This is a genomic window from Allobosea sp. R86505 (assembly GCF_042466375.1).
Taxonomy (GTDB): domain Bacteria; phylum Pseudomonadota; class Alphaproteobacteria; order Rhizobiales; family Beijerinckiaceae; genus Allobosea.
On record NZ_JAXHPY010000001.1, the window covers coordinates 3,105,256 to 3,132,090 of the forward strand.

Annotated in this window: 27 protein-coding genes and 2 tRNA genes; 18 read left to right on the top strand and 11 right to left on the bottom strand. The window is 68.3% G+C overall.

Annotated elements, in window-relative coordinates; all coding sequences use genetic code 11:
• The first annotated feature begins 36 nt into the window (after window positions 1-36).
• The 3 genes from SJY11_RS14980 to xth are packed head-to-tail and all read left to right on the top strand — an operon-like array spanning window position 37 to window position 1,933.
• The gene (locus SJY11_RS14980; protein WP_376987365.1) at window positions 37-408 is read left to right on the top strand and encodes a CidA/LrgA family protein; all 372 of its coding nucleotides are present in this window, start codon (window positions 37-39) and stop codon (window positions 406-408) included.
• Between the two features lie 11 nt (window positions 409-419).
• Window positions 420-1,133 (top strand): LrgB family protein, encoded by a 714-nt coding sequence (locus SJY11_RS14985; protein ID WP_069057219.1) that lies wholly within the window; start codon window positions 420-422, stop codon window positions 1,131-1,133.
• Between the two features lie 14 nt (window positions 1,134-1,147).
• Entirely contained in the window at window positions 1,148-1,933 is a 786-nt protein-coding gene (gene xth, locus SJY11_RS14990; RefSeq protein WP_376987366.1) for an exodeoxyribonuclease III, read from the top strand.
• A 99-nt stretch (window positions 1,934-2,032) separates the two neighbouring features.
• On the opposite strand, the gene SJY11_RS14995 is transcribed toward xth, so the two are convergent.
• The 5 genes from SJY11_RS14995 to SJY11_RS15015 all read right to left on the bottom strand — a co-directional run bounded on the left by SJY11_RS14995 (window position 2,033) and on the right by SJY11_RS15015 (window position 8,993).
• A complete protein-coding gene (locus SJY11_RS14995; RefSeq protein ID WP_376987367.1) occupies window positions 2,033-2,398 on the bottom strand; it encodes a hypothetical protein in 366 nt (121 codons plus the stop codon).
• 80 nt (window positions 2,399-2,478) lie between these two features.
• Window positions 2,479-3,429 carry a tetratricopeptide repeat protein gene (locus SJY11_RS15000; protein ID WP_376987368.1) on the bottom strand — a complete coding sequence of 317 codons (951 nt, stop codon included), beginning with the start codon at window positions 3,427-3,429 and terminating at the stop codon, window positions 2,479-2,481.
• Window positions 3,416-5,146: a dihydroxy-acid dehydratase gene (gene ilvD, locus SJY11_RS15005; protein ID WP_376987369.1), complete on the bottom strand. Its 1,731-nt coding sequence runs from the start codon at window positions 5,144-5,146 to the stop codon at window positions 3,416-3,418. Before ilvD ends, SJY11_RS15000 begins: the two co-directional genes overlap by 14 nt.
• Before the next feature lie 290 nt (window positions 5,147-5,436).
• Window positions 5,437-6,018 (bottom strand): YqaA family protein, encoded by a 582-nt coding sequence (locus SJY11_RS15010; RefSeq protein WP_376987370.1) that lies wholly within the window; start codon window positions 6,016-6,018, stop codon window positions 5,437-5,439.
• 155 nt (window positions 6,019-6,173) lie between these two features.
• Window positions 6,174-8,993, bottom strand: a complete 2,820-nt coding sequence (locus SJY11_RS15015) for a valine--tRNA ligase (protein ID WP_376987371.1) — start codon at window positions 8,991-8,993, stop codon at window positions 6,174-6,176.
• A gap of 216 nt (window positions 8,994-9,209) precedes the next feature.
• Here SJY11_RS15015 and SJY11_RS15020 point away from each other — a divergent pair, with 216 nt between their 5' ends.
• Entirely contained in the window at window positions 9,210-9,695 is a 486-nt protein-coding gene (locus SJY11_RS15020; RefSeq protein WP_376987372.1) for a pyridoxamine 5'-phosphate oxidase family protein, read from the top strand.
• The gene (locus SJY11_RS15025) at window positions 9,695-9,925 is read left to right on the top strand and encodes a hypothetical protein (protein WP_376987374.1); all 231 of its coding nucleotides are present in this window, start codon (window positions 9,695-9,697) and stop codon (window positions 9,923-9,925) included. Before SJY11_RS15020 ends, SJY11_RS15025 begins: the two co-directional genes overlap by 1 nt.
• A gap of 19 nt (window positions 9,926-9,944) precedes the next feature.
• Here SJY11_RS15025 and SJY11_RS15030 read toward each other — a convergent pair whose 3' ends face one another.
• From SJY11_RS15030 to SJY11_RS15040, 3 genes are all read right to left on the bottom strand, one after another.
• Window positions 9,945-10,526: a PopZ family protein gene (locus SJY11_RS15030; RefSeq protein ID WP_376989337.1), complete on the bottom strand. Its 582-nt coding sequence runs from the start codon at window positions 10,524-10,526 to the stop codon at window positions 9,945-9,947.
• Between the two features lie 186 nt (window positions 10,527-10,712).
• Window positions 10,713-12,047: a TolC family outer membrane protein gene (locus SJY11_RS15035; protein ID WP_376987376.1), complete on the bottom strand. Its 1,335-nt coding sequence runs from the start codon at window positions 12,045-12,047 to the stop codon at window positions 10,713-10,715.
• Between the two features lie 225 nt (window positions 12,048-12,272).
• Window positions 12,273-12,911, bottom strand: a complete 639-nt coding sequence (locus SJY11_RS15040; protein ID WP_376987378.1) for a protein-L-isoaspartate O-methyltransferase family protein — start codon at window positions 12,909-12,911, stop codon at window positions 12,273-12,275.
• A 283-nt stretch (window positions 12,912-13,194) separates the two neighbouring features.
• On the opposite strand from SJY11_RS15040, the gene SJY11_RS15045 reads away from it, so the two are divergent.
• Window positions 13,195-13,998 carry a hypothetical protein gene (locus SJY11_RS15045; RefSeq protein ID WP_376987380.1) on the top strand — a complete coding sequence of 268 codons (804 nt, stop codon included), beginning with the start codon at window positions 13,195-13,197 and terminating at the stop codon, window positions 13,996-13,998.
• 69 nt (window positions 13,999-14,067) lie between these two features.
• Here the strand turns inward: SJY11_RS15045 and SJY11_RS15050 are convergent.
• Window positions 14,068-14,141: transfer RNA gene (locus tag SJY11_RS15050), tRNA-Cys, on the bottom strand.
• 170 nt (window positions 14,142-14,311) lie between these two features.
• On the opposite strand from SJY11_RS15050, the gene SJY11_RS15055 reads away from it, so the two are divergent.
• Both SJY11_RS15055 and SJY11_RS15060 read left to right on the top strand, forming a co-directional pair.
• Window positions 14,312-14,386 (top strand) — tRNA-Asn (locus SJY11_RS15055).
• 639 nt (window positions 14,387-15,025) lie between these two features.
• Window positions 15,026-16,477, top strand: a complete 1,452-nt coding sequence (locus SJY11_RS15060; protein ID WP_376987382.1) for a cryptochrome/photolyase family protein — start codon at window positions 15,026-15,028, stop codon at window positions 16,475-16,477.
• A gap of 10 nt (window positions 16,478-16,487) precedes the next feature.
• On the opposite strand, the gene SJY11_RS15065 is transcribed toward SJY11_RS15060, so the two are convergent.
• Window positions 16,488-17,282 (bottom strand): SDR family NAD(P)-dependent oxidoreductase, encoded by a 795-nt coding sequence (locus SJY11_RS15065; RefSeq protein WP_376987384.1) that lies wholly within the window; start codon window positions 17,280-17,282, stop codon window positions 16,488-16,490.
• A gap of 194 nt (window positions 17,283-17,476) precedes the next feature.
• On the opposite strand from SJY11_RS15065, the gene SJY11_RS15070 reads away from it, so the two are divergent.
• From SJY11_RS15070 to SJY11_RS15085, 4 genes are all read left to right on the top strand, one after another.
• Complete coding sequence (locus SJY11_RS15070) at window positions 17,477-18,193, top strand: alanyl-tRNA editing protein (RefSeq protein ID WP_376987386.1); 717 nt, start codon at window positions 17,477-17,479, stop codon at window positions 18,191-18,193.
• A 52-nt stretch (window positions 18,194-18,245) separates the two neighbouring features.
• On the top strand, window positions 18,246-19,103 hold the full coding sequence (sseA, locus tag SJY11_RS15075) for a 3-mercaptopyruvate sulfurtransferase (RefSeq protein WP_376987388.1): 858 nt from the start codon (window positions 18,246-18,248) through the stop codon (window positions 19,101-19,103).
• A 185-nt stretch (window positions 19,104-19,288) separates the two neighbouring features.
• Window positions 19,289-20,836, top strand: coding sequence for an MFS transporter (locus SJY11_RS15080; protein WP_376987390.1), 1,548 nt, complete (start codon window positions 19,289-19,291; stop codon window positions 20,834-20,836).
• Between the two features lie 60 nt (window positions 20,837-20,896).
• A complete protein-coding gene (locus SJY11_RS15085; RefSeq protein WP_376987392.1) occupies window positions 20,897-21,421 on the top strand; it encodes a cupin domain-containing protein in 525 nt (174 codons plus the stop codon).
• A gap of 18 nt (window positions 21,422-21,439) precedes the next feature.
• Here the strand turns inward: SJY11_RS15085 and SJY11_RS15090 are convergent, their stop codons facing one another.
• Window positions 21,440-21,646, bottom strand: coding sequence for a TOBE domain-containing protein (locus SJY11_RS15090; protein WP_376987394.1), 207 nt, complete (start codon window positions 21,644-21,646; stop codon window positions 21,440-21,442).
• 138 nt (window positions 21,647-21,784) lie between these two features.
• Here SJY11_RS15090 and modA point away from each other — a divergent pair, with 138 nt between their 5' ends.
• The 6 genes from modA (at window position 21,785) to SJY11_RS15120 (ending at window position 26,784) form a co-directional block, all read left to right on the top strand.
• On the top strand, window positions 21,785-22,561 hold the full coding sequence (gene modA, locus SJY11_RS15095) for a molybdate ABC transporter substrate-binding protein (protein ID WP_376989339.1): 777 nt from the start codon (window positions 21,785-21,787) through the stop codon (window positions 22,559-22,561).
• Complete coding sequence (gene modB / locus SJY11_RS15100; RefSeq protein WP_376987395.1) at window positions 22,558-23,256, top strand: molybdate ABC transporter permease subunit; 699 nt, start codon at window positions 22,558-22,560, stop codon at window positions 23,254-23,256. The genes modA and modB overlap by 4 nt, the downstream gene beginning before the upstream one ends.
• Window positions 23,253-24,347 (top strand): molybdenum ABC transporter ATP-binding protein, encoded by a 1,095-nt coding sequence (modC, locus tag SJY11_RS15105; protein ID WP_376987397.1) that lies wholly within the window; start codon window positions 23,253-23,255, stop codon window positions 24,345-24,347. Before modB ends, modC begins: the two co-directional genes overlap by 4 nt.
• 75 nt (window positions 24,348-24,422) lie before the next feature.
• Window positions 24,423-24,839, top strand: coding sequence for a winged helix-turn-helix domain-containing protein (locus SJY11_RS15110; protein WP_376987399.1), 417 nt, complete (start codon window positions 24,423-24,425; stop codon window positions 24,837-24,839).
• Window positions 24,836-25,243, top strand: coding sequence for a Cu(I)-responsive transcriptional regulator (cueR, locus tag SJY11_RS15115; protein ID WP_376987401.1), 408 nt, complete (start codon window positions 24,836-24,838; stop codon window positions 25,241-25,243). The genes SJY11_RS15110 and cueR overlap by 4 nt, the downstream gene beginning before the upstream one ends.
• 119 nt (window positions 25,244-25,362) lie before the next feature.
• Entirely contained in the window at window positions 25,363-26,784 is a 1,422-nt protein-coding gene (locus tag SJY11_RS15120) for a M20 family metallopeptidase (RefSeq protein WP_376987403.1), read from the top strand.
• The last annotated feature ends 51 nt before the right edge of the window (window positions 26,785-26,835 follow it).

Here is a 26,835-nt window from a genome sequence, read left to right on the forward strand (position 1 = left end):
CGGCGCTAGGGTGGAGCGGCATCGGAGCCGCCCTGCATGATCTCAGCCCTGACCCTGCTTCTGGCCTGCCAGCTCGTCGGCGAGGCCATGGCCCGCCTGTTCGCCCTGCCGGTTCCAGGCCCCGTCATCGGCATGGCGCTGCTGTTCCTCGGCCTGCGGCTGCGTCCGGCGGCGGCGCAGGACGGCGCCCCGCTGGCGACTGTGGCCGGCGTCCTGCTGGCTCACCTGTCCCTGCTGTTCGTGCCGGCCGGCACCGGCATCGTGCGCCACGCCGCCTCCCTGGCGGCGCATGGACCGGGGCTGATCGTGGCGCTCACCCTCTCGACGGCGCTGACGCTGGCCGTCACGGCGTTCGTCTTCGTTAAGGTCGCGGCGCTGGTCGGCAGCCGGGCGGAGCCGGAGTCGTGATCGCGCCCGATCTGGCCCGCGTCGAGACGCTCTGGGTCTATCTCGCCACCGATCCGCTGCTCTGGCTCACCGTGACGCTCATCGCCTATGTCGTCGCCGACCGGATCTCCGCCCGCTTCGGGCGCCACCCGCTGGCCAACCCCGTGCTGATCGCCGTCGCCCTGCTGGCCGCGATCCTGACGGCGACGCGCACGCCCTTCGAGACCTATTTCCAGGGCGCGCAGTTCGTGCACTTCCTGCTCGGCCCGGCCACCGTCGCGCTCGCCCTGCCGCTGCACCGGCACTGGCCGCTGGTGCGCAAGGCGGTGCTGCCGATCCTGGCGGCGCTCTTCGCCGGCGCCGTGACCGCGGTTGTCAGCGCTGTCGGTATCGCGGCGGCCTTCGGCGTGCCGCATCCGATCCTGGCTTCGCTCGCGCCGAAATCGGTCACGGCGGCGATCGCCATGGGCATCGCCCGCGAGATCGGCGGCGAACCCTCGCTCACTGCCACGCTGGTGATCGCGACCGGCATCCTCGGCGCGGTCATGGTGACGCCGCTGATGGTCGTGCTCGGCTTCACCGACTGGCGGGCCCGCGGCTTCGCCGCCGGGCTCGCCGCGCATGGCATCGGCACGGCGCGCGCGTTCCAGGTCAATCCTGTGGCCGGCGCCTTCGCCGGCATCGCGATGGGCCTCAACGGGCTTGTCACGGCGGCGCTGGTGCCGCTTATCCTGCGCTTCTTCTGAACCGGAGCCTGCCCGTGCGCATCGCCACCTGGAACGTCAATTCGGTCCGCCAGCGGCTCGGCCATCTGCTGGATTTCCTGAAGGAGGCGCAGCCCGACGCGCTCTGCCTGCAGGAGATCAAATGCATGGACGCCGACTTCCCGCGCCGCGAGATAGAGGAGGCCGGCTGGCAGGTCGAGACCCACGGCCAGAAGACCTTCAACGGCGTCGCGATCCTGTCTCGGGCGAAGCTCGAGGATGTCCGCCGCGGGCTGCCGGGCGACGAGGCCGACGAGCAGGCGCGCTATCTCGAGGGCGTGCTGCCGCTGGCCGGCGGCGTCGTCCGGCTGGCCTCGATCTACCTGCCCAACGGCAACCCGCCCAACACCGAGAAATATCCCTACAAGCTCGGCTGGATGAAGCGCCTCACCGCCCATACGCGGATGCTGCTCGCCCATGAGGAGCCGCTGGTGCTGGCCGGCGACTACAACGTCATCCCCGAGCCGCGCGACGCGCGCGATCCGGCCGCCTGGGTCTCGGACGCGCTCTTCCTGCCGCAGACCCGCACGGCCTTCCGGGGGCTCATCAATCTCGGTCTCACCGAAGCCCTGCGCGCCACCACCGACGAGGCCGGCCTCTACACCTTCTGGGACTATCAGGCCGGCGCCTGGCAGCGGAACAACGGCATCCGCATCGACCATCTCCTGCTCTCGCCCCAGGCCGCCGACAGGCTGGAAAGCGTGCAGATCGCCAAGCATGTGCGGGGCTGGGAGAAGCCGTCGGACCATGTGCCGGTGATGGTGGAACTGCGGGCAGCCTGAAGCCGTCCCGTCAGTGCGAGCGCAGCGAAGCAATCCAACTGGACGTCGAGCGCGCGGCCCCTGGATTGCTTCGCTGCGCTCGCAATGACGACGTGCGGCTCACTCGCCCGAGCCGCGCTTCACCCCGTCCTTGATGAAGACCTTGAACGGCGTGGTGCCGGTGGCATCGCTATCGAGCGAACGCCAGCGGCCGTTCGTGCAGAGGATGCCGCCCTGCGCCTCGACCGCGTCGAACACGATCGCATTGCGATAGACGGTGCCGTTGGGCTCGATGGCGCGGAAATGCGTGGTGCATTCGCCGCCTGCGACGACGGGATCGTAGTCGTGGATCATGATCCCGCCGCCGCCGGTGCTCGGAAACGGATCGGCCAGGACGGGCCAGCTTTCATAGGCCTCCTGCCCCAGGCTGGGCGCGCCCGGCAGGGAGACAAGCGCGGCGAGGACGACAAGGCGTGCGATGTGCATGGAACGGGACTCCGATTGACGGAGCCGTTACGCGACGTTCCTGCGGCTGGATGCGACCGGCGTCGGAAAAGGGCGGTGCCTCAGCGCGGCACGGCAGCGCGTGCGCCGGCCACCTGCTGGCGCTCGATCAGGGCGAGCGCCGCGGTACGATCGCCGGCCGAAGCGGTCGCAAACGCCGTCTCGTGGCGCTCGATAATCCAGCTGTCGCGGTCGGGATCGGCGCTCTCGCGCGCCAGCGAAAGCCACATCAGCCCGAGCACCGGCTGGCGCGGCACGCCCTCGGCCCCGCGCAGCAGCATGTCGCCGAAGACGGCGCGCGCGGGCGCATAGCCCTTCTCGGCCGAGAGCTTCATCCAGCGCGCCGCCTGACGCGCATCGCGGCGCGTGCCCTGCCCGTTCATGTAGAGCCGGCCGAGATTGTACTGGCCTTCCGGATCGCCGAAATAGGAAGCGGCGTAGTGGAACATGTCGAAGGCGCGGTCGAGATTCGGGCGGACATAGCTGCCGTTGATCCCGTCCATGAAATAGCCGCCGAGCGCCACGAAGGCGCTGCCGACGATGCGGCCATTGGCCGTGCCGGGAATCGCGTCGGCATTCTCGTCCGCGATCTTCGAAAAATACTCGAACGCCTTGAGATCGTTGGCGGGCACGCCCTCGCCGCCGGCATACATTCGGCCGAGTTTGAACTGCGCCGTGAGATGGCCCTGCGCGGCCGCGTATTCGAGCGCGCGCACGGCACCAGCCTGGTTGCCGGCCGTGGAATCCCGCATCCAGGCGCGGATCGCGTCACGCGCGCTGCTGAAGGGCACGAGCGGCAGCGCCGTATGGGCGGCCGGCGCGTTGGGAGAAGGCGCGATGGTCGCCGCGCCGGCGGAGGGCACGTCGAGCGCGCGGGGCTCGGGCAGCGCCACCCCGGGGATCGGCCGGGGCGGAACCGGACCCCGACCGCCCATGACATCCTGCGCCCAGGCGGCCTGCTGGCCACCCAGGACGAGGAACAAGGCTGCGATCGTGGTCTCAGATATCCGCATAGCAATGGGTCTCGGCGGCGCCGCCCGGATGGGTCACGGCCCCTCCCTTGGCGGAGCCGACGGTCTGCGCATATTTCCAGAGAGCGCCGGAGTTGTAGTCCGTCTTCCGCGGCACCCAGCTCTTACGACGCTCCTCAAGTTCGGCATCAGAAAGGCGGACTGCGAGCTTTCCTGTGATGGCGTCGAGCTCGATGATGTCACCGTCCCGGATCAGGCCGATCGGCCCGCCGACGGCGGCTTCAGGCCCGACATGGCCGACGCAGAATCCGCGGGTGGCGCCCGAGAAGCGGCCATCCGTGATCAGCGCGACCTTGTCGCCCATGCCCTGCCCGTAGAGGGCAGCCGTGGTCGACAGCATCTCGCGCATGCCCGGCCCGCCCTTGGGGCCCTCGTAGCGGATCACCAGCACGTCGCCGACCTGGTACTCGCGCTTGCTGACGCAGGCGAAGGCGTCCTCCTCGCAGTCGAAGCAGCGCGCCGGGCCGGTGAAGGTCAGCTGCTCGGTGGTCATGCCGGCGATCTTCACGATCGCGCCCTCGGGGGCGAGATTGCCCTGCAGGCCGACGACGCCGCCATTGTCCGACAGCGGCTTGTTGGCGGGACGGATGACGTCCTGCTCGTCGTTCCACTTCACGCTGGCGAGGTTCTCCGCGATCGTGCGGCCGGTGACCGTCATGCAGTCGCCATGCAGGAAGCCGTGGTCGAGCAGCGTCTTCATCAGCAGCGGGATGCCGCCGACCTCGAACATGTCCTTGGCGACGTATTTTCCACCCGGCTTCAGATCGGCGATGTAGGGGGTCTTCTTGAAGATCTCGGCGACGGCGAAGAGATCGAAATCGATGCCGCATTCATGCGCGATCGCCGGCAGGTGCAGCGCGCCATTGGTCGAGCCGCCCGAGGCCGCGACGACCATCGCCGCATTCTCGAGCGCCTTGCGGGTGACGATGTCGCGCGGGCGGATGTTGCGGGCGATCAGCTCCATCACCATCTCGCCGGCGGTGTAGCAGAAGGTGTCGCGCACGTCGTAGGGCGCCGGCGCGCCGCAGCTATAGGGCAGCGCAAGGCCGATCGCCTCGGCGACGGTGGCCATGGTGTTGGCGGTGAACTGCGCGCCGCAGGAGCCGGCCGAGGGGCAGGCCGCCTCCTCGAGTTCCTGCAGGTCCTCGTCGGACATGGCGCCGACCGAGTGCTTGCCGACCGCCTCGAACACGTCCTGCACCGTGACCGGCTTGCCCTTGAAGGTGCCGGGCAGGATCGAGCCGCCATAGATGAAGATCGAGGGCACGTTCAGGCGCACCATCGCCATCATCATGCCGGGCAGCGACTTGTCGCAGCCGGCGAGGCCGACGAGCGCGTCATAGCAATGCCCGCGCATGGTGAGCTCGACCGAGTCGGCGATGCATTCGCGCGAGGCGAGCGACGACTTCATGCCCTGGTGGCCCATGGCAATGCCGTCGGTGACGGTGATGGTGCAGAACTCGCGCGGCGTGCCCTGCGCCGAGGCGACGCCCTTCTTCACGGCCTGGGCCTGGCGCATCAGCGAGATGTTGCAGGGCGCGGCCTCGTTCCAGCAGGAGGCGACGCCGACGAAGGGCTGGGAAATCTGCCGTGAGGTCATGCCCATGGCGTAGTAATAGGAGCGGTGCGGGGCGCGGGCCGGGCCCACGCTCACATGCCGGCTGGGAAGCCTGGACTTGTCGAAAACACGCGCATCCATCGTCTTTTTCCTCGTTCCACCCTGCGCTGTGACGCGCGCGGCAGATGTGCCACGCAGGCCAAGCCGGGCGCAACGTCGGTCCCGCCCTCCCCGATGCCGCATATCAGCACCCGCGACCCCGGAATCAGACTTTAATTCGTCTATATCTCAGAGACTTATCACCCACCCTTGCTGAGGGCGCTTTGTGGCGGGATCGCGGCGGTTCCATCCCGGCGCCGGTACCCCGGCGCAATCCGGCGAACTGTTGCCGCGATGCCACAACCCGCCCGACAGGGTACGCCCGGCGGCGCTCAGAGCACCATCGGCAGGATGAAGAAGCCGCCGACGATGACCACCACGAGTGCGAGCGCCGTCATCGGCAGGTGCTTCTCGATGAAGATGCGAATGTCGTCGCCATAATAGCGCAGCGCGACCGCAATCATCGCGAAGAAGGTGACGCGCGAGATCACCATGCCGATCGTGAACTTCCACAGGTCGAAATGCAGGAAGCCCGACATGATCGTCACGATCTTGAAGGGGATCGGGGTCAGGCCCTTGGTCACCAGCACCCAGAACCAGAAATCCTGCGAGGTCGAGATCAGCTGCGCCGCCTTGTCCTGCAGCCCATAGATGCTGATCAGCCAGGAACCGACCGAGTCGTAGAGCAGTGCGCCGATGGCGTAGCCGAGATAGCCGCCGAGCACGGCGCCCAGCGAGCACACCCCGGCATAGAACCAGGCGCGGTCCGGCCGGGCGATGCACATCGGAATCAGGAGCGGGATCGGCGGCAGCGGGCTGACCGAGCTCTCGACGAAGGTCAGGAAGAACAGCAGCCAAGGGGCGGCCGGATGCGAGGAATAGGCAACCAGCCCGTCATAGGCGCGCTTCAACATGGCGGAAGAACAACCGGTCCTGGGTTATCGGCATCGAGATGCATGGCGGGCTTGCGTCCGACGCGCATCTAACCGTGTCGCGGGAAGAATGCCAGCAATGTCTTGCGGTAACGTCAATTTGACGACAGCCCCGCGGCCGAAAACGGGCGCGGTCCTCACGACAGCCGCGCCAGCGCCTCCGCGATCTTGAGCTTGCGCGCTTCTGCCGCCGCCTTGCGCTCGCGATTCTCCACGACGATCTCCTCCGGCGCCCGGGCCATGAAGTCGGGATTGCCGAGCTTCCTGTCGACGGTGGCGATGTCCTGGTCGAGCTTCGCCATCTCTTTGGTCAGGCGCGTGCGCTCGACCTCGAGATCGATGATCCCGGCCAGCGGCAGCGCCGCGACCTCGCCCCTCACGATGATCTGGGCCGACTGCGCCGGCGAGGCCGCCTCGAAAGCAATGGCGGAGACGCGCGCCAGGCGCTCGATCATCGGCGCCCAGGCTTCGACCGTGGCCCGCGTCGCAGGAGACGCGTTGACGAGCACCAGCGGCGCCTGCGTGCCGGCGGGCACGTTCACCTCGGAGCGGACCGAGCGGATGTCGGAAATCAGATCGACGACGAAGCCGATCTCGGCCTCCGCTGCCTCGTCCTTCAGCGCGGCGAGGTCCGGCCAGCGGGTCAGGCAGACCAGCGCCGCATCTCCTGCGGACAATGCGCGCGGAGCCCCCTCGCCCGCCTTCTGCGCCCAGAGTTCCTCGGTCAGGAAGGGCATGAAGGGGTGCAGCAACTGACAGATCAGGTCGATGACATGCGCGACCGTCGCCTGCGTCTCGGTCTTCTCGGCGGGATCGACGCCCTCGCCCTGCAGCACCGGTTTGGCCAACTCCAGATACCAGTCGCAGAACTGGTTCCAGACGAAGCGATAGGCTGCGCCCGCCGCCTCGTTGAACCTGAAGCTCGGGATGCCCGCCGCGATGCCCTCGGCCGCGGTGGCGGCCTCGCTGAGGATCCAGCGGTTGAGCGGCAGCTTCACCTGCGCAGGGTCGAAGCCTTCGACGCGGGCACAGCCGTTCATCTCGGCAAAGCGGGCCGCGTTCCAGATCTTGGTCGCGAAGTTGCGGTAGCCCTCGACACGGTTGGTCGCGAGCTTGATGTCGCGGCCCTGGGCGGCCATCGCGGCCAGCGTGAAGCGCAGTGCATCGGCCCCGTACTGGTCGACCAGCACCAGCGGATCGATGACGTTGCCCTTCGACTTCGACATCTTCGCGCCCTTCTCGTCGCGAACGATGGCGTGGATGTAGACGTCCCTGAACGGCACCTCGTCCATGAAGTTGAGACCCATCATCATCATCCGGGCGACCCAGAAGAAGATGATGTCGAAGGCGGTGACCAGCGTCGCCGTCGGGTAGTAGCGCTTCAGCTCCGCCGTATCCTCCGGCCAGCCCAGCGTCGAGAACGGCCAGAGCGCTGAGGAGAACCAGGTGTCGAGCACGTCCTCGTCGCGCGTGAGCTGGACCGCACCGCCATAATGGCCGAGCGCCAGCGCCTGAGCGGCGGCTTCCGATTCCGCCACGAAGCACTCGCCATCGGGCCCGTACCAGGCCGGAATCTGGTGGCCCCACCAGAGCTGGCGCGAGACGCACCAGGGCTCGATGTTCTCCAGCCAGTCGTAATAGACCTTGGTCCAGTTCTCGGGCGTGAACTTCGTGCGCCCGTCCTGCACTGCCTTGAGCGCGCGGTTGGCCAGCGGCTTGACGTCGACATACCACTGGTCGGTCAGCCAGGGCTCGATCACGACGTCCGAGCGGTCGCCATGCGGCACGGTGTTGGTGTTGGGCTCGATCTTGGCGAGGAAGCCGCGCTCCGCCATCAGCGCGACGACCGTCTTGCGCGCCGCGAAACGGTCGAGACCGTGCAGCGCCAGCGTCTGCCCCTCGGGCGCGCTGCCCTGGAGGAAGGCCTCGTTCTCCGCCAGCAGGATGCGCGCCTCGCCATCGAGGATGTTGATGACCGCGAGCTTGTGGCGCTTGCCGACCTCAAAATCGTTGAAGTCATGCGCCGGGGTGATCTTGACCGCGCCGGTGCCCTTCTCCGGATCGGCATAGTCGTCGCCGACGATCGGGATGACGCGGCCGACCAGCGGCAGCACGGCGTTGCGGCCGATCAGGCTGCCGATGCGCTCGTTATCCGGATGGACCGCGACACCGGTGTCGCCCAGCATCGTCTCCGGGCGGGTCGTCGCGACCTGGATATAGGTCGAGGCGTCGTCGGCGTCGTAGGTCACGCCTTCGAGCGGGTAGTTGAAATAATAGAGATGCCCGCCCGGATCCTTGCTCAGGACCTTGTCGAGCTTGGCCGAGTCGAACTCGTCCTCACTGCTGCGCTGCCATTTGAACGAGCCGGTCTTCTCGACCTGCACGACCTCGAGGTCCGAGATCGCGGTCTGGAACTTCGGGTCCCAGTTCACCAGCCGCTTGGCGCGGTAGATCAGGCCCTGCTTGTGCAGGGCGACGAAGACCTTGAGGACGGCCTGGCTCAGCCCCTCATCCATGGTGAAGCGCTCGCGCGACCAGTCGCAGGAGGCCCCCAGCCGCTTGAGCTGATTGACGATCGTCCCGCCGGACTCTTCCTTCCACTTCCAGACCTCGGCCAGGAAGGCCTCGCGGCCCATGGTGCGCCGGTCGGTCTTGTTCTCGGCGGCGAGCCTGCGCTCGACGACCATCTGCGTGGCGATGCCCGCATGGTCGGTTCCCGGCTGCCAGAGCACGTCCTTGCCGCGCATCCGCTCGAAGCGGCAGAGCACGTCCTGCAGCGTGTTGTTGAGCGCGTGGCCCATATGCAGCGAGCCGGTGACGTTGGGCGGCGGGATCACGATGCAATAGGGCTCGGCACCCGGCGTCGCGCCGCGCCCGGCGGCAAAGGCGTTCGCCTCCTCCCAGGCCCTGCTGATCCGCGCCTCGACGGCGGCCGGCTCGAATGTCTTGTCCATCATCGCTTCGCTCGAACGAAAACGACCGGGACATGGCCCGGCCGGAGAAACTGGGCCCGAAAGGTTGCCGGACTTAAGAGCGCAAGCGGCCCCCTCGCGTCAACCGTCAGGGAGGCTGCGACGACGCCGCAACCTGCCGAAGGCCTCGCTTGCGCCCCATCGTGGCGGAACCACCACGCCCCACGACGGTTGAAGCTGCAATCCAGCAGGAGCTTCGAGATGACCCATCACACCGAACAGACCCAGGTCTGGGACCTGATCGACGACATCAAATTCGCGATGCTCGTGACCCATGACGGCGAGGGCGACGAGTTGCGCGCCCGGCCGATGCACGCCCATGGCGAGCGCGACGAGGACACGATCTTTTTCCTGACCGACCGTCGCCACCACAAGGACGACGAGATCCGCATCAACGACAATGTCTGCGTCACCTTCGCCGACAACAGCAGCATGCGCTACGTCTCGGTGACCGGCACCGCGACCGTCGTCGACGACCGGGCCAAGGTGAAGCAGCTCTGGGAGCCGAGCAACAAGGCCTTCTGGGACAGTGAGGACGACCCGAACATCCGCGTGCTGCGCGTGCGGCCTTCGATGGCGGAGTTCTGGGCCAGCCCCGGCAAGATCGTCACGACGGTAAAGATGGCGGCCGCGGCCCTGACCGGTGCCAAGCCGGATATCGGCGTCAATCGGAAGGTGGTGCTCTGATGAACCTGCTCGTTCACGCCGTCGGCGCCTGGATCGCGGCGGAAGCCGCGTCCGGCCGCTATCCCCGCCCGGTGGCCGTCGGCCTCGCGATGCTGGTCTCGCGGCTCGGCGCGCCGACCGCGATGATGACGCTCGCGGCCTTCGCGTTCAAGCGTCTCAACCAGGCCGGCGCCTTCGAACGGCTGAAGACGGGGGCTGCGGAGAGCCGCCGTCGGATCGGCGACGTCTGACCAATAGAGCGCGCTGCGGTCAGTGACGGCCGCCGCGCGCCACCCTTTCGATCTCGGCGCGCACCAGACGCTCGACCATGGTCGGCAGATTGTCGTCCAGCCAGGTCTTGAGCATCGGCTTGAGCATGTCCTTGACCAGATCCTCCAGCGTCCGCGCATTGTTGGTCAGCACGGTGTGGGCGAGCTGCCCGAAGGCACTGGTGACGGCGGAGCTGGTCTGGTCGGAGAGCAGTTGCGCCATGTCGAGCGCTGGCTGCGGAGGAGGCGCGGCCGCGAAGACAGGCGCCGGGGCGGGTTCCGGTTCCGGCGGCGGCGCGGTGACGACCGGCTCGGGAGCCGGCGGCGGTTCGAGGAAATCGACGTCGCCGTCCGGCACGTCGGCAGGCTCTTCGGGCGGAAGCACGCGCGCCGCCTCGGCCCCGAGATCGAGAACATCGTCGTCCTCGACAGGCGGCGGCTCAGGCGGCTCTTCTGGTGCGACCGGCGCAGCTTCGACGGCCGCGCCCTCTTCGGCCGGCTTTTCGTCGTCCGAGATGATCCGCCGGATGGAGGCGAGGATTTCCTCCATCGACGGTTCGTTGGGCTTCGGTTGCGCGCTCATTGGATCCGGACCACTCGACTCCGGGCGCACCGACAGAATCAACGCCGCCCAGTAATCGAGTATTTCACGCAGGTGATGTCAGGCAAGGCACGTCGCGACCTCGCCCACAGGGAAAGCACGTCTGTTGCGCGAATACCCCGTGGGCGGACGCTGCGCCCAGCCCGGCGCGCGGGGCAACCGCCAGGGTCAGCGCCCGTCCGGCGTCTGCGTGCCCCAGAGCAGGCCCTTCACCTGCTCGTAATGCTTGCGCTCGTCATAGGCCTCGGCCCGGAGCTTCAGCGTGGCGGCCGAGAGCCGGCCGATCGCAGACAGCACCGAATAGGAGGCGACAACGCGGTCACGCTGCGCGGTCACCAGTGTCGAGCGCGCGCTGACGAGCTCCTGCTGGGCGTTCAGCACATCGAGCGTCGTCCGTTGGCCGACCTTGGCCTCCTCACGCACACCCGACAACGCGGTTTCCGCCGCCTGGACCTGCGCCTGCGCGGCAACGATCTGGGCCTTGGCGGCTTCCAGCCCGCCCCAGGCCGAAACGACGGCAGCGCGGACGGTATCGCGTTGGGTGTCGACCTCGATGCGGCGCTGGCCGGCGGTTTCCTTCGCCTGACGCGTCCGCGAATAAACCTGACCGCCCTCATAGATCGGGATCGTCAGCGTGCCGACGACGCTCGCGGAAGTGCGATTGTCGCCGAAGGTGCTGGCGTCGTAGCGCTGCTGCACGAGACCGCGGACACCGAGCACCGGATAGAGATCGGCCTCCGTCACCTTGACCTGGAGCTCGGCCGCATCGACGCCGTGCAGCGATGCGATGATCGCGGGATGCCCGGAGAGCGCAGCGTTCAGCGCGGCCGGCAGCGTCTTGGGCAGCAGGTTCTCGACCGGCCGCCCCGGCGCCAACTGCCTCGGCTCGGCACCGACGTTCTGGCGATAGCGGGCGATCGATGTCTTCAGGTTCAATTCGGCGAGAATGGCCTGCGACTGCGACTGAGACAGCCGCGCCTCGGCCTGCGCGACGTCGGTGCGCGTGACTTCACCCACCTGGAAACGATCGCGCGTCTGGCGCAGCTGCTCCTCGAGCACCTCGACGTTGTTGCGATTGAGGGTGAGAATCGCCGTGTCGCGCAGCACGTTCATATACGACGTCGCAGCGTCGAGCAGGACGTTCTGCTCGGTGTTGCGCAACGTGGCGCGGGCACCGAGCACCTGCAATTCAGCCTGCCCGACCGAGTTGCGGGTCTTGCCGCCGTCGAAAATGTTCTGGTCGATCTGGACGCCGCCGCCACGAGGGGCGAGACGCGTGGTCGAGGTCCGCGCACCCGGGATATTCGCATCCGTGATGCTCGCACCGATATCGGCCGAGGCCGTGATGCGGGGCCGATAGCCCGACAGCGCCTGGGGAACGTTCTCGTTCGTCGCCCGCAGAGAGGCGCGCTGGGCGTTCAAGGTCGGATTGCCGGAGTAGGCGCGCGCCAGCGCCGCCTCCATGGTCTGGGCGAGAGCCGGAGATGCTCCCGACGCGATCATCAGGCCCAGCGCAGCCGCCAGACCCGATCCGCAGATCTTTCTACCATCAAACCATCTTACCACAGGACGCCTCATGTGCGGACTCAAGTCGCGCCCAGGCATCGCCCCAGCCTCGGCATACTAAGAAATGATACATAGCCCGCCGCTCGCCATCCGCCAACGCGCAGATGCAGCATTGCCAACCATGCCTGCGTCTGTGCCGCAAAAATGCGACACTGCCGGGTATCAGAACACGAATTCCGGCTTCGTGCGGAACTCCTCGAGCGCCGGCGCCGCCGCGTCGAACACGGCACGCCCCGAAGCCTTGCCGCCGCTCTTCTGATAGAGCTTCACACGCGCGGCGCGGCCGCTGCCCTCGACCACGACGAGCCGGCCGCCCTCGCGCAGCAGCGCAAACAGCGAATCCGGCGTCGTCTCGCAGGCACCCGAGACGAGGATCGCGTCGAAGCTGGCATCTGCCGGCTTCTCCGCCGAAGCCGCAACCGTCGTGCCCGCCTGGGCGAACGCCGCCCTGGCCTGTTCGAGTGCGGCCGTATCCGGCTCCCACAGCGTCGCCTCGGCGCCCATCTGCGCCATCAGAGCCGCGCCGTAACCGGAACCGCCGCCATAATCGAGCGTCTGCTCCCCGGCCTGCAGATCGAGCACCTGGATCATGCGGGCTTGCACCATCGGCGCCATCAGCGCCCGCCCCGTCCCGGGAAGCCCCACCGCCTGGTCGAGATAGGCCAGATGCGATAGCGAGGCCGGCAGGAAAGCCTCGCGCGGCACCGTGTCCGCCGCCGCCAGCACGGCACGGTCGGTCACGTCATAGGTCCGCAGCTGGCAGTCGACCATCATGCGGCGCAAGGCGGCGAAACTGTCCATGTCCCGAATTCTCCGTGCGTCCCGACGACGAGGCCGGCCGCGGTCGCACATGACCTGCACGCCGCGCCGTGCCGCGCGAAAGCGTCCCCGTCGACCACGGCTGCTTTCTGTTCGAGTGCGTTGCAAAAGGCAAGACGCCGCCCGCCGCCCTCGCGACGCGACAGGCAGGTCGCGGCGTCGTTGCGCGCATGACGCGCAATCCCGACGCCAGGGCAAGCGGAGTCATGTGTCGCGCATCAGATATATGACGTAACGTCATGCGCGACTCGCGTGGACGGCCGGCATGTTCGATACGAAATCTCTCTGCCTGAGGCTCGTTGACCGCTCGGAGGTCGCGACGGTCCTTTCGACCACCGGCCTGTATGATGCGCGCTATCTTGCCGCCAACAGCGCTTATCTGGCCCTGGTCGAGCGGATCTGGGAGGAACTCGACGGCCAGTCGCTGGTCGGCAAGGGCAGCGCGCGCAGCGACGGCGATCGAGACCGGCGGCTCTGGCTGCTGGATCGGCACGGCTTCTATGATTGCGAGGAGGCTGTCATCGACACCGCGTCGGGCCGCCAGGTCGCCGTCGAGATCAGTGCCCAACGCATTCGGTGCAGCGGTCTTTCCTGCGACCTCGAGTTCCTCAGGCCAATCGGCCGTTATCTGGAGACGACGGGGGCCGCCGGCATGAGCGGAACCGTCTCCAACCCGCGCGCATCCTTTCTGCCGGAACTGCAGACCAATCTGGAAAAGCTGTCCGACTTCAACCGGACGATTCTGTTGCGGCGGATGCTGACGGCCGTCGCCGAGGGCGGAATGCTCATCGCCAAGGTCAATCAGAACCCCACGATCGAGCGATATTCCGACGCACTGCGCAGCCGGATGGCGCGTTACGTCGCAGCCGGCCGCCCCGGAAACGAAACCAAGTTCGATTTTTCGGCGCTCGATGCCGCCGCCGCCGAGCAGTATCTGCTCGAGATGGCGGGAGAGATCTGGAGCCTGATCCATTTCGCGAAGGATCCGGAGACCGCTGGCATGCTGGAACGCCTTGTCGCACCTTACACCGAGCCAGCCTCGCTGGTCGTCGGCGATCCGGGCTCTTGACGCGCAGCCGAACGCCCCGCCCTAGCGATGGCCGGTCGCGTCCTCAACGATCGATCGTCTGAAAAAGATTGGAGGCCTCGCCCGGAATCGAACCGGGGTGCAAGGATTTGCAGTCCTCTGCGTAACCACTCCGCCACGAGGCCTTCCGCGGACCGAAACGCCGCAGCGCCGACCCGATGGCCCGCTATAACCATATGCAGGGCCGCGCCGCAACTGCCATGCTAGGGGGACGGTGCAGATCGGCGCCATTCCGGGAGAGCGGTTGGAAAAGGGGTTGCGTCGCCGGAACGGCGTCGCTATACGCGGCCACCGATCCCGGATAGCTCAGCGGTAGAGCAATCGACTGTTAATCGATTGGTCGCAGGTTCGAATCCTGCTCCGGGAGCCAGTGTTTCGAAAGGCCCGTGCCCTGCCACGGGCCTTTCGCATTTGGGCACTGCGCCGTCGCTGCCTCACCGGCCTCCGGCCGGAATTTCCCACGATGGCGTCCCCCTTTCAGGCCCCGATTCGAGACCGATTCCACCCGGAGTTGGAGCGGCGCCTTGCTCTCCTGCAACCATCGGGCGCCTGCGACGCTGGGGTGTCAGGGGCCGAACAGCCACGCAGCTCCCGCCCGGGACACAAGACATGACCAACTTGATTCTCGCAGCGGTGACGACGCCGGGCCTGGCAGGGCGGCCGGCACCCTGGCAGGGACTTCGATCCCCGTGCCGCCGGTATTGGCCGACCCGGTCAGGTCAGACATCGAACTGGCCCAGATCCGCGGCAATGAAGGATCCGGAAGGTCGCTGTTGCGGGCCGCGGAACCGCTATCGCGGCCAGGCTATGGCTATCGCCGCCATTACGGCTCGCCACAGCGCAGCTACGGACGTCGCTACGACCGCCGCGATCGCCATGGGACTGCACCTGGTGACCCGCCAGCACGAGTAACAGGCCGGTGGCAGCGGGCGCAGGGCGAACCGGCCTGCTTCCTCCTGCCGCATTCGCCCTGCTGGCGCGGCGGGCGACCAAGCGTTAGCTCTCGCGCATGGCAGCCTCATCCCTCCACTGGTTTCGCGACGATCTGCGCCTCGCCGACAATCCGGCCCTGGCGGCCGCTGTCGAGAACGGCCCGACCCTGTGCCTCTACATCTTCGACGAGGGCGACGCGCGGCGCGCTCCCGGTGCTGCGAGCCGCTGGTGGCTGTCGCGGTCGCTGGCGTCGCTCGGCGCCTCGCTTGCGGAGCGCGGCGCGGAGCTCGTCATCATGCGGGGCGATCCTGCCGAGATCCTGCAGCGCGTCGCGGCGCAGGCGAAGGTCGATCTCGTCACCTGGAGCCGGCGCTATGAAGGCGCAGCAATCGCTCTCGACACCGACCTCAAGACCGCGCTGACGACTGCCGGCCATCGCGTCGCCACCTTCAACGCCGCGCTGCTGAACGAGCCCTGGCAGGTCACCACCAAGACCGGCGACCCGATGAAGGTGTTCTCACCCTATTGGCGTGCCGCGCGCGCGCTGGGCGAGCCGCCGGCGCCCCGGCCGGCTCCGGAACGGGTCCTTCCACTCAAATTGCCGCAGCCTGTGGCGGCGATGGCGGTGACGCTCGAATCGTTGGCCCTCGAGCCGACGAGCCCGGACTGGGCTGGCGGCCTGCGTGAAGCCTGGACGCCCGGCGAGGCCGGCGCGGCCGCGGCACTGACGGATTTTCTCACCGGCCCACTCAACGGCTATGGCGAGGGCCGCAACCGGCCCGATTATGTCTCAACCTCGCGCCTGTCGCCGCATCTGCGCTTCGGCGAGATCGGCCCGCGCCAGATCTGGCATGCGACGCGCAGCGCCGTCGAAAGCGGAGAGGCCGCGGCCTCCTCGTCCGATGCCGAAAAGTTCCTGTCGGAGATCGGCTGGCGCGAATTCTCCTATCACCTGCTGTTCTACAATCCAGAACTCGCGACGCGGAACTTCAACGCCCGTTTCGACGCGTTTCCCTGGCGCCGCGATGAAGCCGGGCTGAAGGCCTGGCAGCGCGGAGCGACCGGCTACCCCATCATCGATGCCGGTCTGCGCGAGCTCTGGACCACCGGGTGGATGCACAACCGCGTCCGGATGATCGTCGCCTCCTTCCTGATCAAGCATTTGCTGATCGACTGGCGCAAGGGCGAGGCCTGGTTCTGGGATACGCTGGTCGATGCCGACCCGGCCAACAACGCGGCCAGCTGGCAGTGGGTCGCGGGCTCGGGCGCCGACGCCGCGCCGTATTTCCGGATCTTCAACCCGGTCACGCAGGGGCTGAAATTCGATCCCGACGGCCTCTATGTCCGTCGCTGGGTGCCGGAGATCGCAGACCTGCCGGACGCGCTGATCCATGAGCCCTGGAAGGCCGATGCCGGCACCCTGCGCCGCGCCGGGATCGGGCTCGGCGAGACCTATCCGCGGCCGATCGTCGATCTCGACGCCGGTCGCGAGCGGGCGCTGGCGGCCCTGGCCGCGACCCGGGACTGACGCCCGTGGTTCAGAGCGTCCTGGCGCGCTCGCGCCGGGACGCCTGCCGCAGCAGCGAGAAATAGGCCGGATAGGGCAGCAGGTTCACCGCCTTGAGCAGCCAGGCCAGGCGGCGCGGGAAGGTGATCTCGAAGCCGCCCGACGCCAGACCGTCGGCGATGCGCCGCGCCGCCGCCTCCGGGGTGATGATGAAGGGCATCGGCACCGTCTTGGGGCGCGTCATCGGCGTGTCGACCCAGCCCGGATTGACCAGCTGGAGAGTGATCCCCGCCCGGTCGCAGTCGAATTTCAGCGTCTCGCAGAGATGGATCACGCCCGCCTTGGAGACGCCATAGGCGGAGGCGCCCGGCAGCCCACCATAGCCGGCGACCGAGGCGTTGACCGCGATCTGACCGCGGCCGCGCGCGACCATGCGGTCCAGAACTGCCGACACGCCGCGGGCGACGCCGACGAGATTGACCGCGATGATTCGCTCGAAGGCCTCCATGTCGAGGAGGCCGTCCGACTCGGGCGCGATGCCAGCGTTCAGCACGGCGAGCGCGATCGGACCATGGACGCTCTCGATGCCGTCGACCACCGCCTGCATCGCAGCGGAATCGGTGACGTCGCCGGCATGGGCGACGATGCGGCCGGGCAACCCTTCCGCCCGCCGCGCCACATCCTCGAGCAGGTCGAGCCGCCGCGCCGTGATCGCGACGCTCCAGCCGCGCCGCGCCAGTTCGAGCGCCAGCGCCTCGCCGATTCCCGTGCTCGCGCCGGTGATCCAGGCGATGCCGTCGCTCGGCTGCATGCGCGGCAGGGACATGGGACCTCGCTGACGGGGAAGACCGCCTATCTAGGCCCTGCGCCGGGCGGACGGAAGCCCTCCTCCGCCGTCACCGAAGCGCAGCGCCCACGCAACCGCGCTGTAGCGCGGGCGCCGGGATCGGTGCAGTCTCGCGAGGCCATGCCGATGCCCCCGGCGCGACCGCCGGGACGAATCTCAAGAGTGCGAGACCGATGACCACCGCCCTGCTCTTCCGCCACGACGCCTATCTCGCCGAGACCCCCGCCACCGTGCTGGCGATCAATGAGCGCGGCGGCATCGAACTGGACAAGACCGTCTTCTACGCCACCGGTGGCGGCCAGCCCGGTGATGCCGGCCTGCTGCGCCGGGCCGATGGCTCCGCGATCGAGATCGGCAGCGCGATCTATGATCCGCAGGACCGCAGCCGCGTGCTGCATGTGCCGATGGAGGGCCAGCCCGTGCCCCAGCCCGGCGAGGCGCTGACCGCCGTCCTCGACTGGGAGCGGCGGCTGAAGCGCATGCGCATCCACACCGCGCTCCATCTGCTCAGCGTCGTCCTGCCCTTCCCCGTCACCGGCGGCGCGATCGGCGAGGGCGATGGCCGGCTGGATTTCGACATTCCCGAGGGTGGGCTCGACAAGGCGGAGATTGCCGACAAGCTCAACGCCCTGGTCGCGCGCGACGCACCCGTGATCGAGCGCTGGATCACCGATGCCGAACTCGACGCCAATCCAGGCCTGGTCAAGACCATGTCGGTCCAGCCGCCGCGTGGCTCGGGCCGCATCCGGCTCGTCGCGATCGGCGAGATCGATCTGCAGCCCTGCGGCGGCACCCATGTCCGCAACACCGCCGAGATCGGCCTTGTCGCGGTCACGGATATCGAGAAGAAGGGCAAGCAGAACCGCCGCGTCCGGATCGCGCTCGCCTGAGGGCGCCCGACCGCCGACGGCGAAACAATCAAAGTTCAGGGGAAACGCCCACATGCCCAGCGACACCGTTTTCGTTTCGACCGAGTGGCTCGCGCAGCGCCTCGACGCGCCCGACGTCGTTGTGGTCGACGGCTCCTGGTACCTGCCGGTCCATGGCCGCGATCCCCATGCCGAGTATGCCGAGCGGCGCATTCCGGGCGCCCTGCGTTTCGACATCGACGCGGTCAAGGACACCGGCTCCGACCTGCCGCACATGCTGCCGCGCCCGGAGGCCTTCGCCGCCGCGGTCGGCGCGATGGGCATCGGCGACGGCATGCGCATCGTCGTCTATGACGGGCTCGGGCTGTTTGCCGCGCCGCGCGTGCGCTGGACCTTCAAGACCTTCGGCGCCAAAGACGTGGTGATTCTCGAAGGCGGCTTCCCGAAATGGCAGGCCGAGAATCGCCCGATCGAGCAGGGCCCGCCGCGCAGCCGCGCCGCGCGCAGCTTCACCGCCCGTCTCGACCATTCCGCCGTGGCCGATGCCGGCGATGTCGCCCGCGCCCTGGCCGAGGGGACCGCGCAGGTCGTCGATGCCCGTCCCGGCGACCGCTTCCGCGGCGAGGCGCCGGAGCCGCGCGCCGGCGTCCGCTCCGGCCACATGCCCGGGTCGCTCAATCTGCCCTTCCCCGCGATCGTCGAGAACGGGCAGTTGAAATCGCCGGACGCTATCGCCGCCGCCTTTGCCGAGGCCGGCGTCGATCTCGACCGGCCGCTGATCACGAGCTGCGGTTCGGGCGTCTCGGCGGCGATCCTGTCGACGGCACTGGAGACGATCGGCAAGCCGGCCCGGGCGATCTATGACGGCTCCTGGGCCGAATGGGGCGCCAGCGACCGCCCGCTCGCGACGGGACCGGCGAAGCGCGGCTAGGACGCGGAGGCGCCGTGTCCTTGACCGGCGCGCCTCTCGACAACACTAAACTGAATGGATAACAATTGGACGGCAGGCCATTCAGCCTGCTGTCACAGACGGGTCGTCATTCCTGTCATAAGGCTTCCCACTTTTCGATCCGAGAGGCGGCCGCGACCATCGCGAACACGAGACGGACTGCTACGATGACGCCCGCCCCCGAGATGACGGCAATTCCCGCCAGGGCGACGCGCCGGGACTGGCTGGGGCTGGCCGTGATCGCCCTGCCCTGCCTGCTCTATTCGATGGACCTCACCGTCCTGAATCTCGCGATCCCGCAGCTCAGCGTCGATCTCAAGCCGAGCGCGGCGCAGCTGCTCTGGATCGTCGACATCTACGGCTTCATGGTCGCGGGCTCGCTGATCACCATGGGCACGCTCGGCGACAAGATCGGGCGGCGCAAGCTCCTGCTGATCGGCGCCGCCGCCTTCGGCCTGGCCTCGATCCTCGCCGCCTTCTCGACCAGCGCCGAGATGCTGATCGCGACCCGCGCTTTGCTCGGCATCGCCGGCGCGACGCTGGCGCCCTCGACGCTGTCGCTGATCCGCAACATGTTCCTCGATCCGCAGGAACGAACCTTCGCCATCGGCATCTGGATCGCCAGTTTCTCGGCCGGCGGGGCGATCGGGCCGCTCGTCGGCGGGCTCTTGCTGCAGCATTACTGGTGGGGCTCGGTCTTCCTCGTCGGCGTGCCGGTGATGATCCTGCTGCTGATCCTCGGCCCTATCCTGCTGCCGGAGTTCAAGGATCCGCAGGCGGGGCGGGTCGATCTCGCCAGCGCGGCCCTCTCTCTTACGGCGGTGCTGGCGGTCATTTACGGCATCAAGCACATGGCGGAGCATGGCGCCGGCTGGCAGGCCGCATTGCCCATCCTCGCGGGGCTCACCATCGGCAGTCTCTTCCTGCGCCGGCAGCGCCGTCTCGCCGATCCCTTCCTCGACCTGCGCCTCTTCCGCAATCCGGTCATCAGCGCGGCGCTGGCGATCAATGTGCTCGGCTTCCTCTTCCTGTTCGGCAGCTTCCTCTTCATCGGCCAGTATTTGCAGCTGGTGAAGGGCTTCTCCCCGCTCGAGGCCGGGCTCTGGAGCCTGCCTTCGGCGCTGGCCTTCATCCTGGGCACGCCGATCGTGCCCGTGCTCGCCCACCGCTTCCGGCCGGCCCAGATCATGGCGATGGGCCTGACCATGGCGGCGCTGGGCTTCGCCCTGCTCTCGCGCATCGACATCGACTCGAGCGTCGGTCTCGTCGTGGTCGCCTCGGTGGTCTTCTCGCTCGGCTTCACCCCGGTCGTCGCGCTGACGACGGAACTGGTGGTCGGCAGCGCCCCGCCGGAGCGCGCCGGCTCGGCGGCGGCGATCTCCGAAACCAGCCTGGAGTTCGGCGGCGCCGTCGGCATCGCGGTCCTCGGCAGCATCGTCACCGCCGTCTATCGCAGCCAGATGGCCCTGACCCAGCCGGGCGGTCTGGCCCCCGACGCCGCCCGCAGCGCTGCGGCCACGCTCGGCGGCGCCGTCGCGGAGGCGGCCCGTCTGCCGCCCGATCTCGCCGCGAGCCTGCTGGCGGCGGCCCGGGGCGCCTTCGTTGCGGGCATGCAGCTCTCGGCGCTGGTTGCGACGCTCGGCTTGATCGTCACCGCCGCGATGGCCGTCGTCCTGCTGCGGAAGGTCCCGGCCGCGATCGCGCACCCGGCCTGACGGCGAGGCGGTTCCCCGGGCGCCGCATCTGCCCTACCCTCGCCGCGGAGGAGCCGCCCGATGAGCGATCACGACCACGACCATCCGCACGATCACCCGCATGACCACGGCCAGCACGACGAGCCGCGCTGGAAGCATGACGGCGTGCGCGTCATCACCGGCGACAGGCTCGATTCCAACACCGCCCAGACGCCGGGCATGTTCCGGCAGGCCGCGATCAACCATGCCCGCGTCGGCGCGCAGAAGATCTGGGCCGGAACGGTCTCGATCCAGCCCAATGCCAAGACCGGCGTGCACCACCATGGCGAGCTGGAGAGCGTGATCTATGTCGTGCGCGGCAAGGCGCGGATGCGCTGGGGCGAGCGGCTGGAGTTCGTTGCAGAAGCCGGCCCAGGTGACTTCATCTATGTGCCGCCCTTCGTGCCGCATCAGGAGATCAACGCCGACCCCGACAACCCGCTCGAATGCGTGCTGGTCCGCTCGGACAACGAGGCTGTGGTGGTGAACATCACCGATGTCGACCCGGTCGAGGCGCCGGAATCGGTCTACTGGGTCGACCCGATCCACAAGCACCCGCCGGGCTGACGCCGACGAAGCGAAGGTTCAGTCGATCGCGATCATCACGTCGGAGGCCTTGACGACGGCATAGGCCTCCTGCCCGACGGCGAGGTTCAACTCGTCCACGGCCGCGTTGGTAATCGCCGACGTCACGATCGTGCCGGCGATGTCGAGGCGCACATGCGCCGTCGTCGCGCCACGGGTGATCTCGACGATCCGGCCCTTGAGCTGGTTGCGAGCGCTGATTTTCATCCGGTCTCTCCTCTCACTGCTGGCAGCGCGGAGCCTTGACTCGCCTCGCCAGCTTCTGCGAGCATCGCTATATACAACCAAACACAGCGGTGTCATCCGGAGGACCGTCACATGCTCAAGCGGCGTGCAATTCTGGGAATGGCCATGGCTGCGGCCATCGGTCTCGTATCGGGCGCGGGCCCGGCTCTCGCGCAGCCGCGCGATCTGGTGATTTTCGCCGCTGCCAGCCTGAAGAACGCGCTCGACGACGCGACGGCCGCCTGGGTTAGGCAAACCGGCAAGCCGGTGCCGAAGATCTCCTATGCGGCGAGCAGCGCGCTCGCCAAGCAGCTCGAAGCCGGAGCGCCGGCCGACCTCTTCCTATCGGCCGATCTCGACTGGATGGATTATGCCGCCGGCAAGGGGCTGATCCGGCCCGACACCCGCGTCACCCTGCTCGCCAACCGCATCGCCCTGATCGCGTCCTCCAATTCGACCGCCACCATCGCCATGGGGGCGGGCCTTGAGCTCACTGCTGCCCTCGGCTCCGGCCGCCTCGCCATGGCCAATGTCGAATCCGTGCCGGCCGGCAAATACGGCAAGGCGGCGCTGGAGAAGCTCGGCGCCTGGGACAAGGTCAAGGACAAGGTCGCACAGGCTGACAATGTGCGGGCCGCGCTGCTGCTCGTCAGTCGCGGCGAGGCGCCGCTCGGCATCGTCTACACCACCGACGCCGCCGCCGATCCGAAGGTGAAGGTCCTGGCCACCTTCCCGCAGGATTCCCACCCGCCGATTCTCTACCCCGTCGCCGTGACCAGGGACTCGACCCACCCCGATGCGGTCGCGTTCCTCACCTACCTGCGCAGCTCCGGCCCCAGGGCCGCCTTCGAGAAGCAGGGCTTCACGGTCCCGAACAAGGCCGCCAACGCCACGTGACCGACTGGCTGTCCCCGGAAGAATGGACGGCGGTCCGCCTGAGCCTGCTCGTTGCCACCACGGCCATGCTCGTGAGCCTGCCCTTCGGGCTCGCGGTGGCGTGGCTGCTGGCGCGCGGGCGCTTCTGGGGCAAGTCGATCCTTGATGTCGCCGTTCACCTGCCGCTGATCCTGCCGCCTGTGGTCACCGGTTATCTGCTTCTGATCTGGTTCGGCCGGCGCGGGCCGGTGGGCCAGTTTCTGTACGACTGGTTCGGCATCGTCCTCTCATTCCGCTGGACTGGCGCCGTGCTCGCGGCGGCGGTGATGGGCTTCCCGCTGATGGTGCGCGCGATCCGGCTCTCGATCGATGCTGTTGACCGCAAGCTCGAGGATGCGGCGGGCACGCTCGGCGCCAGCCCCGCCTGGGTCTTCATCGTCGTCACCCTGCCGCTCTGCCTGCCCGGCATCCTCGTCGGCATGATCCTGAGCTTCGCCAAGGCGATGGGCGAGTTCGGCGCCACCATCACCTTCGTCTCGAATATTCCCGGCGAGACGCAGACCCTGCCCTCGGCGATCTACACCTTCACCCAAATCCCCAATGGTGATGCCGGCGCCATGCGGCTCACGCTGATCTCGATCGCCATTTCGGTGGCGGCGCTGGTGCTGTCTGAATGGCTCGCCCGGCTCGTCGGACGGCGGATCGCCGTCGAATGAGCCCGGTGATCGACGTCGCCATCCGCCACCGCCTGGGCACGTTCGATCTGGACGCGTCGTTCCGCTCCGATGGCCGCCTCACGGCGCTGTTCGGGCGCTCCGGCGCCGGCAAGACCTCGCTGGTCAACATCATCGGCGGGCTGATCGCGCCAACGGTCGGCCGCGTCGTGGTCGATGGCGAAGTGCTGGTCGACACGCAGGCCGGCATCTTCCTGCCCAAGCATCGCCGCCGCATCGGCTATGTCTTCCAGGAGGCGCGGCTGTTCCCGCATCTCAGCGTGCGACAGAACCTGCTCTTCGGGCGCTGGTTCGCCCCGCGCAGCGCCAGGGCCAGCAGCCAGTTCGCCGACGTGCTCAACCTGCTCGGCATCGGCCATCTGCTGGCGCGCCGCCCCGGGGCTCTCTCGGGCGGAGAGAAGCAGCGCGTCGCGATCGGCCGGGCACTCTTATCGAACCCCCGCCTGCTGCTGATGGACGAGCCGCTGGCCTCGCTGGACGAGGCCCGCAAGGCCGAAATCCTGCCCTATATCGAGCGCCTGCGCGACGAGGCTGGCATCCCCATCGTCTATGTCTCGCATGCGGTGGCCGAGGTCGCGCGGCTGGCGACGACGGTGGCGATCCTCGAGGCCGGAACGGTCAGGGCCTGCGGGCCAGCCGCCGATACCCTCGCGCGCCCGGATCTCGCGCGGCTGCCGGGCGCGCCCGAGACCAGTTCGCTGATCGAGGGCCGCGTCGGCGCGGTCGACCCCGGTTTCGGGCTGACCCGGATCGAGACGCGTGCCGGCCTGATCGAGGTCGTGCGGACAGGCCTGCGCCCCGGCGAGACGATCCGGATCCGCATTCTCGCCAGCGACGTCATGGTCGCTCTCGCGCCGGTCACCGGTATCAGCGCGCTCAACCAGCTGCACGGCATGGTCGCGGAGATCGCGACGGCCGGAGGTCCCGAAGCCGGCACGGTCGATCTGCGGATCGACTGCGGCGGCGCGATGCTGGCGGCCAGGTTGACCCGCAGATCGCTGGTTGAACTCGGGCTCGGCGTCGGAAGCCCGGTCGTGGCCATCGTGAAGAGCGTCTCGGTCGAAACGCCTTAGAGGCCTTTCGCCCATGGTCGCCTTGGGCATTCGGCGTCCGATGCCTATCATGACAGCATGCCCGAGGACGCCGCCATGCCCGCACCGACTGAGACACGCCCCGCGCTCAGGCTCGGCCTGCGGCTCGATTTCACGCCCGGCGGCCGGCTCGGGCCCGGCAAGGCCGATCTGCTCGAGGCGATTGCCAGCACCGGCTCGATCTCGGGCGCGGGCCGGGCGATGACGATGTCCTATCGTCGCGCCTGGCTGCTCGTCGACGATCTCAACCGGATGTTCAAGCACCCCCTCGTCGAGGCCCAGCCCGGCGGCGCCCAGGGCGGCGGCGCAAGGCTGACGCCGCTCGGCCACGAGGTGCTGGCGCATTACCGGGCGGTCGAGCGCACGGTGCTGGAGGCGGCGGCGGCGCCGATCGAGGCGCTGCGCGGCGCGATCGATCCGACCCCACGCCCGGCCAAGGCGCAGCCGGCGGAAGCGAAGGAGACGACGCCATGAACATCGGCGAGGCGGCACGGCAATCGGGCGTCAGCGCCAAAATGATCCGCTATTACGAGAGCATCGGGCTGATCGCGGCACCGCAACGGACGCAGGCGCAGTACCGCGTCTATGCCGGCGACGATCTGCACACGCTGCGCTTCATCCGCCGCGCCCGCCATCTCGGCTTCTCGCTCGACGAGACGCGCGCCTTGCTCGCGCTCTGGCGCGACAAGAGCCGCGCCAGTTCCGATGTGAAGCAGCTCGCGATGAGCCATGTCCGCGATCTCGAAGCCAAGGCGGCCGAGCTCCAGGCCATGGCCGACACGCTGCGCCATCTCGCCGAGACCTGTCAGGGCGACGGCCGGCCCGACTGCCCGATCCTCAGCGATCTCTCCGCGCCGCCCGCCGCTTCCTGCTGCTGAGAGGGCAGCCTGCCGGCCATGCATGAAACTGCCCTGGAATCGCCCCGGCCATGCGTCAGCCGGCTGGACGGGACGGGGCGCGATTGGTCATATGCCGGTCCGACCAAGGCAGGACCATCATGGACAACCGAAACGATCTCTGGCGCCACGTCGATGCCAACAAGGAGCGCCTGATCGCGCTGAGCGAGCGGGTCTGGGGCATGCCCGAGGTCTGCTACACCGAGACGCGCTCCTGCGCCGAGCATGAAGCCGAGCTGGTGCATCAGGGCTTCCGCGTCACCAAGGGCATCGCCGACATCCCGACCTCCGTCATCGGCGAGGCCGGCGAAGGCGGACCCCTGATCGCGTTCATGGGCGAATACGACGCCCTGCCAGGCCTGTCGCAGGAGGCCGGCGTCGCCAGTCACTCTCCGGTCGAGACTGGTGGCCACGGCCATGGCTGCGGCCACAACCTGCTGGGCTCCGCCGCGCTGCTCGCCGCCGTGGCGATGAAGGACTGGCTCGCCGAGCACAAGCTGCCCGGCCGTGTGCGCTATTACGGCTGCCCGGCCGAGGAAGGCGGCGCGGCCAAGGCCTTCATGGTCCGCGCCGGCGCTTTTGATGACGCCGATGTCGCGATCTCTTGGCACCCGTCGAGCTGGTGGGAGGTGGCGCCGCCGCTCGCGCTGGCCAACACCCGCGCCGATTTCGTCTTCACTGGCCGCACGGCGCATGCCGCCGCCGCGCCCCATCTCGGCCGCAGCGCGCTCGACGCCGTCGAACTCATGAATGTCGGCGTCAACTACATGCGCGAGCACATGCCCAGCGACGCCCGCGTCCACTACGCCGTGCTCGACACCGGCGGCATCGCCCCCAATGTCGTGCAGGCCCATGCCCGCGTGCGCTATTCGATCCGTGCGCGCGATCTGCGCGGCATGCTCGAACTCGTGCAGCGCGTGAAGAAGATTGCCGAAGGCGCCGCGCTGATGACCGAAACCAAGATGGAGATGCGCATCGTCAGCGCCGTCTCCGACCTGCTCGGCAACACCCCGCTGGAACAGGCGATGCATGGCGTGATGGAGGAGCTCGGCCCGCCGCATTTCGACGACGCCGACCGCGCCTTCGCGCAGGAGATCCGCAAGACCCTGCAACCGCAGGAGATCGCCTCGATCTGGCGCACCATCGGCATGGACGACACCGGCGCGCCGCTGGCCGATTTCCTCGTGCCGATGGACGCCAAGCGCAACCCGGCGATCGGCTCGACCGATATCGGCGATGTCAGCTGGGCGGTGCCGACGGTCCAGGCCCATGCGCCGACGGTCGCGATCGGTACGCCCTTCCACACCTGGCAGGTCGTCGCCCAGGGCAAGAGCCCGGCCGCCCACAAGGCTATGGTCCATGTCGCCAAGGCGATGGCGGCGACCGGCGCCGCTGTCCTGCTCGATCCGGCTTTGATGGCCGCCGCCAAGGCCGACCACGAGAAGCGCCTCGGCGCGGACGGCTATACCTCGCCGCTCCCGCCCGAGGTCAAGCCGCCGCTGACGATGTCGCTGGGCGGATGAACTGCTGAGGCTTGTCCAGGAAGTTCCGTCATCCTGGACAAGCCGCATAGC